Annotated in this window: 13 protein-coding genes and 1 pseudogene; 8 read left to right on the forward strand and 6 right to left on the reverse strand. The window is 68.7% G+C overall.

All coding sequences use genetic code 11. From position 1 onward, the window contains the following. Positions 1 to 57 precede the first annotated feature (57 nt). The 5 genes and pseudogenes from CGZ93_RS16680 to CGZ93_RS18575 all read left to right on the forward strand — a co-directional run bounded on the left by CGZ93_RS16680 (position 58) and on the right by CGZ93_RS18575 (position 4,670). A complete protein-coding gene (locus CGZ93_RS16680) occupies positions 58 to 1,008 on the forward strand; it encodes a PhoH family protein (protein ID WP_094365284.1) in 951 nt (316 codons plus the stop codon). Next, positions 1,005 to 1,466, forward strand: a complete 462-nt coding sequence (gene ybeY / locus CGZ93_RS16685; RefSeq protein ID WP_094365285.1) for an rRNA maturation RNase YbeY — start codon at positions 1,005 to 1,007, stop codon at positions 1,464 to 1,466. Before CGZ93_RS16680 ends, ybeY begins: the two co-directional genes overlap by 4 nt. Further along, a complete protein-coding gene (locus CGZ93_RS16690; protein ID WP_094365286.1) occupies positions 1,463 to 2,821 on the forward strand; it encodes a hemolysin family protein in 1,359 nt (452 codons plus the stop codon). The genes ybeY and CGZ93_RS16690 overlap by 4 nt, the downstream gene beginning before the upstream one ends. 18 nt (positions 2,822 to 2,839) lie before the next feature. Further along, positions 2,840 to 3,809 (forward strand): annotated as a pseudogene (gene era, locus CGZ93_RS16695) (GTPase Era). A gap of 387 nt (positions 3,810 to 4,196) precedes the next feature. Beyond that, positions 4,197 to 4,670, forward strand: coding sequence for a hypothetical protein (locus tag CGZ93_RS18575; protein ID WP_141211261.1), 474 nt, complete (start codon positions 4,197 to 4,199; stop codon positions 4,668 to 4,670). A gap of 4 nt (positions 4,671 to 4,674) precedes the next feature. Here CGZ93_RS18575 and CGZ93_RS18580 read toward each other — a convergent pair whose 3' ends face one another. Next, positions 4,675 to 4,890 carry a hypothetical protein gene (locus tag CGZ93_RS18580; protein WP_141211262.1) on the reverse strand — a complete coding sequence of 72 codons (216 nt, stop codon included), beginning with the start codon at positions 4,888 to 4,890 and terminating at the stop codon, positions 4,675 to 4,677. Here CGZ93_RS18580 and CGZ93_RS18585 point away from each other — a divergent pair. Beyond that, positions 4,883 to 5,254 (forward strand): prealbumin-like fold domain-containing protein, encoded by a 372-nt coding sequence (locus CGZ93_RS18585; RefSeq protein WP_141211263.1) that lies wholly within the window; start codon positions 4,883 to 4,885, stop codon positions 5,252 to 5,254. The genes CGZ93_RS18580 and CGZ93_RS18585 overlap by 8 nt on opposite strands. Before the next feature lie 558 nt (positions 5,255 to 5,812). On the opposite strand, the gene CGZ93_RS16705 is transcribed toward CGZ93_RS18585, so the two are convergent. Further along, positions 5,813 to 7,849 (reverse strand): alkaline phosphatase D family protein, encoded by a 2,037-nt coding sequence (locus tag CGZ93_RS16705; RefSeq protein WP_094365289.1) that lies wholly within the window; start codon positions 7,847 to 7,849, stop codon positions 5,813 to 5,815. Positions 7,850 to 8,016: 167 nt separating this feature from the next. Between CGZ93_RS16705 and argG the strand changes: the two genes are divergently transcribed. After that, positions 8,017 to 9,435 (forward strand): argininosuccinate synthase, encoded by a 1,419-nt coding sequence (argG, locus tag CGZ93_RS16710; RefSeq protein ID WP_094365290.1) that lies wholly within the window; start codon positions 8,017 to 8,019, stop codon positions 9,433 to 9,435. A gap of 332 nt (positions 9,436 to 9,767) precedes the next feature. Here argG and CGZ93_RS16715 read toward each other — a convergent pair whose 3' ends face one another. From CGZ93_RS16715 to CGZ93_RS16730, 4 genes are read right to left on the reverse strand one after another with little or no spacing between them, the layout of a single operon-like run. Beyond that, complete coding sequence (locus tag CGZ93_RS16715; RefSeq protein ID WP_094365291.1) at positions 9,768 to 10,427, reverse strand: LutC/YkgG family protein; 660 nt, start codon at positions 10,425 to 10,427, stop codon at positions 9,768 to 9,770. Beyond that, positions 10,424 to 11,929 carry a LutB/LldF family L-lactate oxidation iron-sulfur protein gene (locus CGZ93_RS16720; RefSeq protein ID WP_094365292.1) on the reverse strand — a complete coding sequence of 502 codons (1,506 nt, stop codon included), beginning with the start codon at positions 11,927 to 11,929 and terminating at the stop codon, positions 10,424 to 10,426. Before CGZ93_RS16720 ends, CGZ93_RS16715 begins: the two co-directional genes overlap by 4 nt. After that, a complete protein-coding gene (locus tag CGZ93_RS16725) occupies positions 11,926 to 12,705 on the reverse strand; it encodes a (Fe-S)-binding protein (RefSeq protein ID WP_094365293.1) in 780 nt (259 codons plus the stop codon). The genes CGZ93_RS16720 and CGZ93_RS16725 overlap by 4 nt, the downstream gene beginning before the upstream one ends. Further along, positions 12,702 to 14,381, reverse strand: coding sequence for an L-lactate permease (locus CGZ93_RS16730; RefSeq protein WP_094365294.1), 1,680 nt, complete (start codon positions 14,379 to 14,381; stop codon positions 12,702 to 12,704). Before CGZ93_RS16730 ends, CGZ93_RS16725 begins: the two co-directional genes overlap by 4 nt. 150 nt (positions 14,382 to 14,531) lie before the next feature. Here CGZ93_RS16730 and CGZ93_RS16735 point away from each other — a divergent pair, with 150 nt between their 5' ends. Continuing rightward, on the forward strand, positions 14,532 to 15,269 hold the full coding sequence (locus CGZ93_RS16735; protein ID WP_229117544.1) for a FadR/GntR family transcriptional regulator: 738 nt from the start codon (positions 14,532 to 14,534) through the stop codon (positions 15,267 to 15,269). The last annotated feature ends 20 nt before the right edge of the window (positions 15,270 to 15,289 follow it).

Genomic DNA, 15,289 nt, shown 5'->3' on the forward strand with positions numbered 1-15,289 from the left:
CCGGGCGTCGCGGGCGAGCAGGGCGCGCGCCGAATCACCATCCCCGCAAGCATCGACATGGTGCACATCCTCGGCCCGGCCGACTCCTTCCTGCGCATCCTGGAGCGCGAGCTGGAGGCCGAGATCCACGTCCGCGGCAACGAGATCACCCTCACCGGAGACCCGGACCAGCTGGCACTCGGCGCCGACGTGCTGACCGAGATGGTCACCGTGATCCGCACCGGCCAGGGCCTCACCGCCGACGCCGTGGAGCGGGTCGTGGCGATGATGGCCAGCGACAGCGAGGAGCGCCCGGCCGAGGTGCTCACCGCCAACATCCTGTCCAGCCGGGGCCGCACCATCCGCGCCAAGACGCTGAACCAGAAGCGCTATGTGGACGCCATCGACAAGCACACCGTGGTCTTCGGGATCGGTCCGGCCGGCACCGGCAAGACCTACCTGGCCATGGCCAAGGCCGTCCAGGCGCTGCAGAGCAAAGAGGTGAACCGGATCATCCTGACCCGGCCCGCGGTCGAGGCGGGGGAGCGGCTGGGGTTCCTGCCAGGCACCCTGAGCGACAAGATCGACCCCTATCTGCGCCCGCTCTATGACGCCCTGCACGACATGGTCGACCCCGACTCGATCCCGCGGCTGCTGACCGCCGGGACGATCGAGGTGGCGCCGCTGGCGTACATGCGCGGACGCACGCTGAACGACGCGTTCATCATCCTCGACGAGGCGCAGAACACCTCGATGGAGCAGATGAAGATGTTCCTGACCCGCTTGGGTTTCAACTCCCGGATGGTGGTCACTGGTGACGTCACCCAGGTCGACCTGCCGGGTGGGCAGCGCAGCGGTCTGCGCGAGGTCCGTTCGATCCTCGACGGGGTGGAGGACATCGCCTTCTGCACGCTGACCAACCACGACGTGGTCCGGCACAAGCTGGTCGGCCGGATCGTGGCCGCCTATGACCGGTTCGAGTCGGTGGCCGAGAAGGCCGCCGCCGACCGGCGAGGGAAGCGCCAGTGAGCATCGACCTGAACAACGAGTCCGGACTCGAGGCCGACGAACAGGGGCTGGTGGCGCTGGCCCGGTTCGCCCTGGACGAGTTGCGGATCCACCCGCAGGCCGAGCTGTCGGTGCTGCTGGTGGACGAGGACACCATGTCCGCCTATCACGAGAAGTACATGAACGAGCCGGGGCCGACCGACGTGCTCTCCTTCCCGATGGACGAGTTGCGCCCGCCGAGCGATGGTGACGAGCCGCCGCTGGGCCTGCTCGGCGACATCGTGCTCTGCCCGGCGGTGACCTCGCGGCAGGCGGCCGAGCACGGGCGGAGCGCCGATGACGAGGCGGAATACCTGCTGGTGCACGGTTTGCTGCACCTGCTCGGCTTCGATCACGGTACGCCGGAGGAGAAGCAGGCGATGTTCTCGTTGAAGGACAGGCTGCTCGCCGACTGGTCCACCAGGCAGGACCGCGCGTGACCAACACCGACTGGCTGATGCTGGGCGTTGCCGCCCTGTTGACCGTCATCGCCGGGTTGGTCGCGGCCGCCGAGGCGTCGCTGTATTCCTTCTCGAAGGCGCGCGCGGAACACCTGGTGGAGGAGGGGCGAAGCGGGGCCGCACGGGTGCTGCAGATCGCCGAGGACCCGCCACCCTATCTGAACACGGCCCTGTTCTTTCGTACCCTGCTTGAGATCGCGGCGACCGCACTGGTCGCACTGGTGGTGTTCGGCAACTTCGAGGTGACCTGGGCGCGGCTGCTCGTGGTGATCGGCTCGATGGTGCTCGTCTCCTACATCCTGTGGGGGGTGGCCCCGCGTACGCTCGGTCGCCAGCACGCGGATCGGGTCGCCTGCGCGGCCGCCGGGCCGTTGTCGGTGCTCACCACGGTGCTGGGTCCGCTGCCGCAACTGCTGATCCTGTTGGGAAATGCGCTCACTCCGGGCCGAGGGTTCGCCGACGGCCCCTTCTCCACCGAGGCCGAGCTGCGCGAACTCGTCGACCAGGCGGTGGCCAGCGAACTGATCGAGGCCGGCGAGCACCGGATGATCAGCTCCGTGTTCGAGCTGGGCGACACCATCGTCAAGGAGGTGATGGTGCCTCGGACCGACATGGTGTTCATCGAGGAGAACAAGACCCTGCGACAGGCGATGTCGCTCGCCCTGCGCTCCGGCTTCTCCCGGATCCCGGTGGTGTCCGAGAGAGGGCTGGACGACGTCGTCGGCGTGCTCTATCTGAAGGACCTGATGAAGCGGGTCTATGACAACGCCGACGCCCAGACCAGCGAACGTGTGTCCTCGATGATGCGCCAGCCCGTCTGGTGCCCCGACTCCAAGCCGGTGGACCAGTTGCTGAAGGAGATGCAGGCCAGCCGCAGTCACCTGGTGGTGGTCGTCGACGAGTTCGGCGGCACCGCGGGGATGGCGACGATCGAGGACATTCTGGAGGAGATCGTCGGCGAGATCGTCGACGAATACGACGACTCGGAGCGTCCGCCGTTCGTACGCCTCGGCGAGGACCGGTTCCGGGTGTCGACGCGGCTGCCGGTCGACGAGTTGGGTGAGCTGTTCGGCCTGGCGATCGACGACGAGGAGGTCGACTCCGTTGGCGGCCTGATGGCCAAAGAACTGAACAAGGTGCCGATCCCCGGGTCGACGGTCCGCGTGCACGGCCTCGAACTGGTCGCCGAACGCGGCGGCGGCCGGCGCAACCGGATCGAGTCGCTGCTGGTCACCAGGGTCCCCGAGGCCGAAGACGATGCCGACTCCGAGGACGACGCCGGGGCCGCGGCAGCGGCGCGACTGGCCGCAGAGTCCGCCGAACGGGCCACCTGATGGTTCGGCGTACCCGTCGTGACGGATAGCATCAACGGTGATGACGACGACTGCTGATGCCGCGACCCCGCCCGGATTCCGCTCCGGATTCGCCTGCTTCGTGGGCCGACCGAACGCCGGGAAATCAACGCTGACCAACGCGTTGGTGGGCTCGAAGATCGCGATCACCTCCAGCAAACCGCAGACCACCCGGCACGCGATCCGCGGCATCGTCACTCGCCCCGACGCCCAGCTGGTGCTGATCGACACCCCCGGGTTGCACAAGCCGCGCACGCTGCTGGGGGAGCGGCTGAACACGCTGGTGCACGACACCTGGAGCGAGGTGGACGTGATCGGGGTGTGCCTGCCCGCCGATCAGCGGGTCGGCCCGGGCGACACCCACCTGGTGTCCGAGATCGCCGCCCTGCCGAAGCGACCGAAGCTGGTCGCGCTGGCGACGAAGTCGGACCTGGTGGGTGGTGACCGGATGCGTCAACACCTGCTTGCGATCTCTGGCCTGGAAGAGAAACTCGGCATCACCTGGGAACATATCGTGCCGGTGTCCGCGGTCTCCGGGGAACAGGTCGTCGAGGTGGCCGACGTCCTGATCGCCCTGTTGCCGGAGGGCCCGGCGTACTATCCGGACGGTGAGATCACCGACGAGCCGACCGAGACCCTGGTTGCCGAACTGATCCGCGAGTGTGCACTCGAGGGCGTCCGCGACGAGCTGCCGCACTCCATCGTGGTCACCGTCGAGGAGATGGGTCTGCGCGACGGTCGCCCCGAGGACAAGCCGCTGCTGGACATCTTCGCCAACCTGATCGTCGAGCGGGATTCCCAGAAGGGGATCATGATCGGCCACAAGGGGGCACGACTCAAGGAGGTCGGCACGGCGGCCCGACAGCAGATCGCCCGATTGCTCGGCACCCCGGTACATCTCGACCTGCGGGTCAAGGTGCTCAAAGAGTGGCAGCGCGACCCGAAATATCTGAACCGCCTCGGATTCTGACCCCTGCGGGGGCGATTGTGCGAGCCTCGAAGTAACCTGATCGTTATCTTATCGCGCTATTAGGATTGGCTGAGAGGTGTCAAGCTTCTCCTCAGCGGGATGGGTCCGGTTTCGGGGGGCGGGCTCGACCCGGGGGCACTGACCCCGCATTCGCGGGAGCTGCGGTCGTGGTTGACCCTGCTCCAACGGGAGCGTGGAGACTCAGTGTCCCCGGGGTGCCCGCTGGGTTGTGCACGGCCCACGATCTGACCCCCGTCGGGGGCACCAATGAACACCCATTCTCGCCGTACGTCGTTCGGCATCAACCGTCGCACTGGCCGTCGCCCCGGGCGACGCTCTCTGCACAACCCAGGATGGGCGCGGCTGCTCCACCTCGTCCTGGCGTTCGTGTCCGCGGTGGCGTTCGCCCTGATCGCGCCGAACCCGTCCTTGGCAGCACCCACTGCTGCGCCGAGTCCCACTCCTGCGCCCACACCGCCGTTTCCTGCGGCCTCGGCGGCGCCGAGCGCGGCCCCACGCGCCACCTCAATTCCGACGTCGTCACCGGCGCCGACCGCCGCACGCACCACGGTCACTCCCAGCAGCTCGCCCCAGGCGCTTGCGCCGGCCGCTGCGGCCGCCCCGCCGAGCGCCACCGGGAGCATCCAGCAGCTCTGGCAGTGTGATCCGCCCGCGGGCGCGAACCAGAGCACCTACAACTGCGCCGACGGGTGGGTGACCGGCAACAACGACGGCCCCTATCTGGAGGGTCAGACCGTTCCCTACCGGACCCGGTTCGAAGGGCTGACTCCCGGAGCCCAGTACTACGTCACCATTGAGTGGGACACCACCAAGAGCGGCAAGCACGCCTCGACTATCTGACCTCCTACACCAGGACGCTGACCTCACCAGAGCCGTGCGCCGATCTCAGGATCCCGGCCAGCTGGGGCACCAGTCCCAACTCGTGCGGGAAGTATGTTGGTGACACCAGCACGGAGATCCTGGTCCTGTTCACGGCCACCAGCTCCGACGCGGTTCTCGCCCGGGGCGGGCACATCGCCAGCCGCAAGGACTGGGGCAACGGCAACGCGGCGGTGTCCATCTCCGGTTCGCCCTACCACATGCGCCTGGTCGGTTGGGGGGACGCCGTGACGAGTGATTCACTCAACATCGGTTACCGGGATCTCAGTCTGAGTTCCGACGCCGTGATCTATCCCGGTCGCATCACGATCATCAAGCAGGCCAATCCGCAGAGCGCCAGCACCATCTTCTCCTTCACCGCCAGCCCGTCACCCCTGGCTGACTTCATCCTGAACGGAGGCAACGCGCCGCCGGGCAACACGAAGGTGTTCGACAACCTGACGAGCTTCACCACGTACACGGTGACGGAGTCGGTGACGGCCAACTGGGCCCTGACGGGGCTGACTTGCACGGTCGACGCGAGCACCGCCGACTTGGGTAGTTAGACGGTCAACGGAGCCACCGCGACCATCGCCCTGATGGGGGGTGAGTACGGTCTCGCCCCGCACCGGTGACGATCACCAAGGGCACGGCTGAGACAGCCCAGCTCGTCACCGTGACGAACCGGATCCGGAAGGGGACCGCTCAGATCGCGCCGACTCAGACGACCTGTCAGATGTTCCGTGCAACGACAGTGGTCCCCCCGCCTGGAAGGATCTGGCCAACAAGGACGTGTTCCTCTGGGATGCCAACTGTGGCAAGGTCGGTCAGGTCCGGCTGACACGGTCTGCGGACGGGCACCCTGTGCTGAACGTGAGCGGAGCCCAGCCCGGTCAGACCTACTATCTCAGTGTCAAGTACGACATGAGCAGTCTGGCGGTACGCGGATCGGTGCCCCGGCGCCTACGGTCAGCTACACTTTCCAGACCTTGGTCAACGGGGTGCTGATAGACACCAGCTCGGACAGCATCGCCGTCCGGCCGAAGCCCCGGTCGCAGTGCGATAAGGAGCGGATTGCCCAAGCGAGGGGCCCCGGGCAACAGCCCGGGGCCCCTCGGCCGCACTCAGTGGTGCGAACCGGTGCTGGCCAGTCCCCCCACCGACTCCTTCGGCGGGGTGCCGTTCGTCGACGGGGCGCCCGGGGACGGTGGGGTCTGCGTGCCCGGTGCCGTCGGGGTCGACTGCGGCTGGCAGGGGGCGGCGTACGGCTGATCCCGCCGCGCTCCGACCGGTCCACGTGCCTCGGTGGCCACCCGGGAACCGGCCAACGTCTGCCACGAGCTCGCGTAGGTGACCGCGGCGTCCCGCCGCCTCCGCGGGTCGGGGTCGGTCTCGCTCGGGGTCGGGGTGTAGTAGTAGTCGGCCTGCACCCGCTGCGGGGTCACATCGATCAGGATGTAGCCGTGGCCGACCCCGTTGAAGTACTGCAGCGACGGGTTCAGCACCCGGAGCACGGGCTCGGCGGCGGTCACAGCCGCCAGCGAAAGTGTGGGGGACTGCACCGCCTGCCGTGCGAACTCGTAAAGGCCGTCACTGGTGATCGAGGGGCAGACGAACTCGACCCCAGCCGGGGTCAGCGCGCGGGCGCTGGCTGGCGTACCCGGCTGAACCACCAGCCGCTGGTGGACCCCACGCGGGATCGCCGTGCCCTGATCGCCCGCCCCGGTGATCTCCCCGCTGCGCCGTCCGGCCGCGGGACCGGTCGGGGTGGTCCCCGGGGCCGCCTGCACCTGGGCGGCAGCGGCACGGGCGGCGCGCACCTGGGCGGCGGGATCGCCGACCAGATTTTCCACCCAGCTGGAGTGGATGTCGCCGGTCAGCACCACCGTGTCGCCGTTGGACTTCGGCTGGGCCGCCATGTGGGACAGCAATTCCTGTTGCTGGGCGCGATATCCGTCCCACGCGTCGGTGTTGGACAGGATCGTGCCCTGCGGGGCGCCGAGATACTGCCCGGGCCAGGCCAGCGGGCTCACCATCACCTGGTTGCCGATCAGGTGCCAGGTGCGGGCCGTGGTCAGGCCGCCCTTGAGCCACCGCATCTGCTCGAGCTCCATGATCTGGCGGCCGGGATCGTTGATCGTGGCGTCGGTCGCCGGGTCGCCGACCAGCACGAAGGCGTACTTCCCACCCACCTGTTCGGACCGGTTCTGCCGCGTCTCGATCACCGACAGGTCGGCCAGGCTGCCAAAGGTGAACCGGCGGAAGAACTGGGTCCCCCGGTGCGGGTCGGCATTGGTGATGCGGACCGGGAGCCATTCGGCGTACGCCTGGTAGCCCGCCCGCTTGCGGTCGGCATACGATCCCTCGCCGGGATTGTGGTTCTCCGCGCCGTCGGACCAGGCGTTGTTGGCGGTCTCGTGGTCGTCGAAGATCGCGATGAACGGGTGCCGCTGGTGGCAGCGTCGGCAGTCCGCGTCGGCGCGATGGGTCGCGTAGCGCAGCCGGTAGTCGGCCAGGCTGATCGTCTCGTGGGCGGGCTCTGCCGCCCGCTCGCCGGACCCGAACGGGCCGGAGTCGTTGGCGTACTCGTAGATGTAGTCCCCAAGGTGCAGCACGAAGTCGAGGTCGTCCCGATCGGCCATGGCCCGGTACGCCTGGAAGTAGCCGCTGGTGTAGCTGGAGCAGGAAACCTGGCCGAAGCGCAGGGCGTGCATCTTGCCGGCCTCGTCGGGCGCGGTCCGCATCCGCCCGACTGGGCTGGTCTCGCCGCGGGCGGTGAACCGGTAGTAGTAGGCGGTGTAGGGCTGCAGGCCGGGGACGTCGACCTTCACGGTGTGGTCCGAGGCGGCGGTTGCGGTCACGTTCCCGCTGGCGACCAGGCAGGTCAGCGCGGCATCGGCGAACACCTCCCAGCGCACCGGGAGCGGATCGCCCAGCCCGGATCCGGGCAATGCCGGTCGCCCGCCGACGAGCGGGGTCACCCGGGTCCAGATGATCACCCGATCCGCGAGCGGGTCACCGGACGCGACGCCGTAACCGAAGCCGCCGGCCTCGGCGGCTCGGGCCACGGCCACCCAGTCGATCCCGTCGGTCAAGGGGAGCGCGGCCAGGGCTGCGGCGGCGGCAGAGCCACCCAGCAGGAGACGGCGGGTCATGGGCATCGGAGGGCTCCTCGAGTGACGCGCGGGTTGTCAGCCGTCCGAGTCCATCGGGGGAAGGTGAACCCCGGCTGAACACAGGGTGTGGAGCAGCGTTCAACTGCGTGCCCACCAGGGGCCAATCAATGATCATTCGACTGACGGCATAGTTATGCGATAGGGTCCTGACCATGTCCAAAGTACTGACCTCACTGCCCGTAGGGGAGCGCGTCGGCATCGCCTTCTCCGGCGGCCTTGACACCTCCGTTGCCGTTGCCTGGATGCGGGAGAAGGGTGCGATCCCGTGCACCTACACCGCCGACATCGGCCAGTACGACGAGCCCGACATCGCCTCCGTCCCCGGCCGGGCCAACGCCTACGGTGCCGAGATCTCGCGGCTGGTGGACTGCCGTGAGGCGCTGGTCGAGGAGGGGCTGGTCGCGCTGCAGTGCGGCGCCTTCCACATCCGCACCGCGGGCAAGGCGTACTTCAACACCACCCCGCTGGGGCGGGCCGTGACCGGCATGCTGCTGGTGCGTGCGATGAAGTCCGACGGCGTCGACATCTGGGGCGACGGGTCAACTTACAAGGGCAACGACATCGAGCGGTTCTATCGCTATGGCCTGATGGCCAACCCCAACCTGCGGATCTACAAGCCGTGGCTGGACACCGACTTCGTCCGCGAGCTGGGTGGCCGCGACGAGATGAGCCAGTGGTTGAGCGAGCGGGACCTGCCCTATCGCGACTCCAAGGAGAAGGCATATTCCACCGACGCCAACATCTGGGGCGCCACCCACGAGGCCAAGAAGCTGGAGCATCTGGACACCGGGCTGGACGTCGTCGAGCCGATCATGGGGGTCGCCTCCTGGCGCGAAGACGTCGAGATCGCCACCGAGGAGGTCACCATCGGCTTCGAGCAGGGCCGGCCGGTCACCATCAACGGGCAGGATTTCGCCAGCGATCCGGTCGGTCTGGTGATGCAGGCCAACGAGATCGGTGGCCGGCACGGGCTCGGCGTCTCGGATCAGATCGAGAACCGGATCATCGAGGCGAAATCGCGCGGCATCTACGAGGCGCCGGGCATGGCCCTGCTGCACCTCGGCTATGAGCGGCTGCTGAACGCGATCCACAACGAGGACACGATCGCCAACTATCACAACGAGGGCAGGCGGCTCGGCCGGCTGATGTATGAGGGTCGCTGGATGGACCCGCAGTCGCTGATGCTGCGCGAGTCCCTGGTGCGCTGGGTCGGCTCGGCGGTCACCGGCGAGGTGACGGTACGCCTGCGCCGCGGCGACGACTACCAGTTCCTGAACACGACCGGTCCCGGACTGTCCTACCACCCGGACAAGCTGTCGATGGAGCGCGTCGGCGACGCCGCCTTCGGTCCGGGGGACCGGATCGGGCAGCTCACCATGCGCAACCTGGACATCGCCGACTCCCGTTCGCGGCTGGAATCCTATGCCCAGATGGGAATCGTCGGCGGTTCTACCGCCGAGCTGGTCGGTGAGCTGGACGCCGGGGGAGCGAGGGCGATCGCCGGTGGCCAGGGCCCCGACGACGATCAGGAGATGCTGGATCGGGCGGCGATGGAGTTCGGCGTCGACTGACCGGGCGAAGGCGACGCGGCCACCGGCCCAGGCTGGCCACGTGACCCGGGCCAGGGCGAGACCGAACGGTCGAGGACTCAGGACCGCATTGCCTGACGCGTCGACCCAGCGCGACTCCGCGTACCGAGTGTCACCTCGCGCGCCGAACGTCACTTCGCGGACCACCGGTGGCACGCGAGGTGGTGTTGGGTACGCGAGGTGAGCTTCGGTACGCGAGGTGGCCTCGGCCGGCTCAGCCACCGGGCGTCGACAGGCGCAGCCACCGGATGGGCAGACTCAGCCGACGGGGGCCAGGGGGTTCCCGCCGTGGAAGTGGGTGGCTCGCGGGGCGCTCACCCGGCGAGGATGACCACCAGGGTGCGGGGCCCGTGGACACCCTCGACCCGGTCCAGCTCGATGTCGGAGGTGGCGCTCGGACCGCTGATCCAGGTGAGCGGCAGGCCGGCGGCCACCGATTCAGCCAACCGCGCCACGGCCTCCGGCACGTCGGACACCACCTGATCGGCGCCCACCACACACACGTGCACGTCCGGCACCAGGGTCAGCGCCCGCCGTCCCTGATCGGGGCGATGGTCGAGGACCAGGGTGCCGGTCTCGGCGATCCCGACGGCCGCCGCCGAAACCACCGCGTCGATCCGGTCCAGCTCACTCGCGTCGAGTGTCACGGCCCCGGAAGGGTCCAACACCAGGTCGAACCCGGACTCCCGCAGCTGCTGCTGCCACACGACATCCAGTCCCTCAGGTGCGACAACACGGCGTGCCCCGGTGGCACTCAGCGCGGCCGTCACCTGCCCCGCCACCTCGTCGGCGGAGCAGCGGACGACCCGGGCGCGATAGTCCTCGACCCGTTCGGTGAACCGGTCCCAGATGTCGGGCATGGGTGTGCTGCGGCCAAACTGCCACGGCACCTCGACGTCCTGGGTCGGATCGCCGCCGCCGACATCGGCGATGGCTCGGCGTACCCGGCCCAGAATCTCCTCACGGGCGTTCATCGGTCCTCCTCACGGTTCTTGCGCCACCAGGTGCGGAAGGTTTCCCGCGGGGGCAGCGGGATGTCGCGGGCACCGCTCCATGCGGACGCGATCGGCAGCGGGATCGCCCCCAGCTTCTGCTTGCGCCCGAACAGGCGCCCGCCCAGGCTCGCGGCGGCCTGACCACGCTCAAGGTTGCGGTGATCGGCCATCAGCCAGGCGGCCGCCTTCATCGCCGCCCGTTCGGCCAGATCGGGATGATCCCGGGTCACCCGATTGCGCAACTCCACCAGCATCTCCGGGATCTCGATCCGGACCGGGCACACCTCGAAGCAGGCCCCGCACAGCGAGCTGGCATAGGGCAGCGACGCGTCCAGGTCGGTGTCGACCCCGCGCAACTGCGGGGTGAGCACCGCGCCGATCGGACCGGGATAGACCGACCCGTAGGCGTGACCGCCGACCCGCTCATAGACCGGGCAGATGTTCAGGCAGGCCGAACAGCGGATGCAGCGCAGCGCCTGGCGACCCAACTCGTCGGCGAGGGCGTTGGTGCGCCCGTTGTCGACCAGCACCACGTGCACGTTCTGCGGCCCGTCACCAGAGCTGTTGCCGGACCACATCGAGGTGTAGGGGTTCATCCGCTCCCCGGTCGAGGAGCGGGGGAGCAACCGCAGGAACACCTCCAGGTCTGCAAAGGTGGGCACCAGCTTTTCGATGCCCACAACCGAAATCAGCGTCTCGGGCAGGGTCAGACACATCCGCCCGTTGCCCTCGGACTCGACCACGACCAGGGTGCCGGTCTCCGCGACGGCGAAGTTGGCGCCCGAGATGGCGACCTTGGCCCGAAGGAACTTCTCCCGCAGGTGTGCCCGCGCCGCGGCGGCCAGATCGGCGGGCCGATCGCTCAGCCCCGCCGGCGCCGGTACGCCCCATTCGCCCATCTCCTGCAGGAAGATCTCCCGCACCTCGGCGCGGTTGCGGTGGATCGCCGGCACCAGGATGTGCGAGGGGTGGTCGTGTCCGAGCTGGACGATCAGCTCGGCCAGGTCCGTCTCCCAGGCGGCGATTCCGGCCTCTTCGAGGGCCTCGTTGAGCCCGATCTCCTGGGTGGCCATCGACTTGACCTTGACCACCTCGTCCGAGCCGGTGGCGCGGGTCAGCTCGATCACGATCCGGTTCGCCTCGTCGGCGTCGCGGGCCCAGTGCACGTGCGCCCCGGCCCGGGTCAACGACTCCTCGAGCTGGGTCAGATAATCGTCCAGGTGGCGCAGGGTGCGGTCCTTGATCGCCGCCCCGGCCACCCGCAGCTGCTCCCACTCGTCCACCTCGGCGACCACGTTGGCCCGCTTGGCGCGGATGGTGCCGGTGGCGTGGCGCAGGTTGACGCGCAGCTGGCTGTTGCCGAGCGCCTTCTTTGCCCCCACAGGGAATTTCGGCATCCCGAGGAAGGTCTCTGCCGGCGGTGCCGGCGTACGCCTGACCGGCGCTGCGGCGGGTGTGGTGCGGTTCAGCTCGCTGTTCATCCGTCCTCCTCGGTGCTGGCCAGGATCTCGGCCAGGTGGATCGGGCGTACGCCGGTGCGCTGCCGGGAGAGCAGCCCACCGAGATGGGTCAGGCAGGAGTTGTCGCCGGCGACGAGGTATTCCGCGCCGGTGTCGAGCACCCGGCGTACCTTGTCGCCACCCATGGACACCGACACGTCGGCGTTCTTCACCGCGAAGGTGCCGCCGAACCCGCAGCACTGGTCGGCCTCTGCCAGCGGGGCCAGGGTCAGCCCGCGCACCTGCTGCAGCAGTTGCAGCGGGCGGTCCCCGACGTGGCAGACCCGCAGCGAGTGACAGGTCGGGTGATAGGTGACCCGGTGCGGGAAATAGGCGCCCACGTCGGTCACCTTGAGCACGTCCACCAGGAACTCCGACAGCTCGCGGGTGCGCGGCACCAGCTGCTGCACCTCGGCGGTCAGGCCCTGGTCGCCGTGCCGGCGGGCCAGCATCGGATGCTGCTCCCGGATCGAACCGGCGCAAGATCCCGAGGGCACCACCACGTGGTCCTGGTCGGCGAACGAGTCGACGAAGGTGCGTACGCTTCCCATCGCCTCGTCGAAATAGCCGGTGTTGGTGAACGGCTGACCGCAGCAGGTCTGGGTGAGCGGAAACTCGACGGTGCAGCCCAGCCGCTCCAGCAGGGTGACCACCGCCCTGGCCGTGCCGGGATACAGCGTGTCGTTGATGCAGGTGGCGAACAGGGCGACCCGCACCCCCTCGCCGGGACGGTCGGTCTGTCGGGTGAGCTCGGTCATGGCAGCATCCAGGCGAGCACCGGGGTGGACTGCAGACCGATCAGCAGGCAGAGCACGATCAGCAGGCCCACGCTCCAGGGCAGGCACTTGCGCAGGATGTCCGACTCCCTGCCGTGCAGGCCCACCGCGGTGGCGGCGATGGCCAGGTTCTGCGGGCTGATCATCTTGCCGACCACGCCACCGGAGGTGTTGGCGGCGACCAGCAGATGCGGATCGATGCCCGCCTTGGTGGCCGCGGTCTGCTGCAGGGTGGCGAACAGGGCGTTGGCGGAGGTGTCCGAGCCGGTCACCGCGGTCCCCAGCCAGCCGAGGGTGGGGGAGAAGAAGGCGAACGCCGCGCCGGTGCCGGCGATCCAGGTGCCGATGGTGATGGTCTGTCCGGACAGGTTCATCACATAGGCCAGGCCCAGCACCGAGGCGATGGTCAGGAAGGTCCAGCGCAGTTTGACCAGGGTGCCGCTGAACTCCTTCCAGGTGTCCTTTGCGTTGACCCGATAGACCAGCGCGACGATGATCATGCAGATCAGCAGCGTGGTGCCCGGGCTGGACAGCCACTGGAAGTTGTAGACGGTGGAGGAGTTGGGCGTCCCGGCCAGGGTGAGGACGTGGCCGTCGAGCCCGGGCCACTTGATCTTGATGTCGGTGCTGGCCAGCCATTTGCTCACCGGCTTGATCAGCTTGGTCACGGCGAACGCCGCGATCACCAGCAGGTAGGGGAAAAGCGCCATGAAGATCTGCCCGCCGGTCAGGGACCGCTTCTGCAGTGCCGGGGTCTCGGTCACGGCGGCCCGCTGCTCCTCGGTCATGCTGGCCAGCTCCGCCTCGCGCACCTGGTGCATCCGCTCGGTGGCCGCGGAACCACCCTTGGGGCGCCACAGGCGCAGGATGACGACGGCGGCGAGCAGGCCGAGCAGGGAGGCGATGATATCGGTCAGCTCGACCGACAGATAGGTGGCCGCGGCCCACTGGGCGACGGCGAAGACGAGTCCGGTGCCCAGGGCGACCGGCCAGATCTCCTTCATGCCGCGGACCCCGTCGGCGATGAACACCAGGATCAGCGGCACGAAGACGGCCAGCACCGGGGTCTGATGCCCCACGTAGGCGCCGATCTCGGCGTAGGGGATCTTGGTGAGCGTGCCGGCGGTGATGATCGGGGTGGCGATGGCGCCGAAGGCGACCGGAGCGGTGTTGGCGACCAGCACGATGACGGCCGCGCGCAGGGCGGAGAAGCCGGTCGCCATCACCATCACGCCGGTGATCGCCACCGGGGCGCCGAAGCCGGCCAGCGCCTCCATCAGCCCGCCGAAGCAGAAGGCGATCACCATCGCCTGCACCCGCGGGTCGTCGCTGATCAGCGCGAACACCTGACGCAGGTCCTCGAAGCGGCCACTGGCGACGGTGACCTGATAGAGCACGATGGCGGTGAACACGATCCAGGCGATCGGGAACAGGCCGAACACCGCGCCCTCGCTGGCCGACAGCAGGGCCAGGCCGAAGGGCATCTTGTAGGCCGCCACGGCGACCACGATCGCGGTGGCCAGGGCGGTCAGGCCCGCCCAGTGCGCCTTCCAGCGCAACCCACCGAGGGTGATGAAGATGGCGAGCAGCGGCAGCAGCGCGATCAGCGACGACAGCCACAGGCTGCCGAGCGGCGCGAGTTGGGGCTGATAGGTCATGGGAACTCCGTCGTTCGGCGGGCTCTGTGGCGGGTTGTCGGCACCGGGCGAGAATGGTCGGACCAATGCGGATGGAAGGATGCTAGACTGCCTCCCATTCCCGCGTCAAGAGTGGGCCACATCAAGGGTGGGTGGATCAAGGAGGTGCCCGTGTCGGCCGCGGTGAGCGACCCGTCGCCTCTGCCCGACGCCCGAGGTGGGCGCAAGGCGTACGAAGTGGTGCTGCGCCACATCGAGGATGAGATCCTCTCCGGCAGGCTCCAGGTCGGGGCGCAACTGCCCCCGGAGCGCGAGTTGGCCGCCGAATTGTCGGTGAGCCGCCCGGCGGCCCGTGAGGCGATCCGGGCGCTGGAGGCCCAGGGGGTGCTGACGTCCGGGGTCGGCGTCGGTCCCGCCAGTGGCACCCGGGTGACCAACGAACGCTCCCGCGCCCTGACCCGGCTGCTGCGGCTGCAGGTCGCGCTGGCCCAGTTTCCGATCGACGAGGTGATCGAACTGCGCGTCGGGCTGGAACGCTCCGCGGTCGCGCTGGCCGCCCGGCAGGCCGCAGCGGAGGAGTTGGCCCAGCTCGAGGACCTGCTGGCACAGATGCGGCGCCCCGACATCGAGCTGGAGGAGTTCAACACCCTGGACAACGACTTCCACGTGATGATCGCCCGAGCCGGGGGGATGGGGCTGATCTCGGACCTGTGCGTCGCCGTGCGGGAGTCGGTACGCCTCCCCATCCTCGATTCGTCACGGCGGTTGCCCGACTGGGGGGCGCTGCGAGCCGACCTGGAGCGGCATCATCAGCAGATCTTCAACGCCATCGCCGCCGGTGACGGCGAGCGGGCCGCCGATCTGGTGGAGGATCACATCCGGATGGCCTACTCGGTGCTGCTGGGCTGAGGGGGTTCTGGGGAGCCGCC

The organism is Enemella dayhoffiae, assembly GCF_002250625.1.
Classification (GTDB): domain Bacteria; phylum Actinomycetota; class Actinomycetes; order Propionibacteriales; family Propionibacteriaceae; genus Enemella; species Enemella dayhoffiae.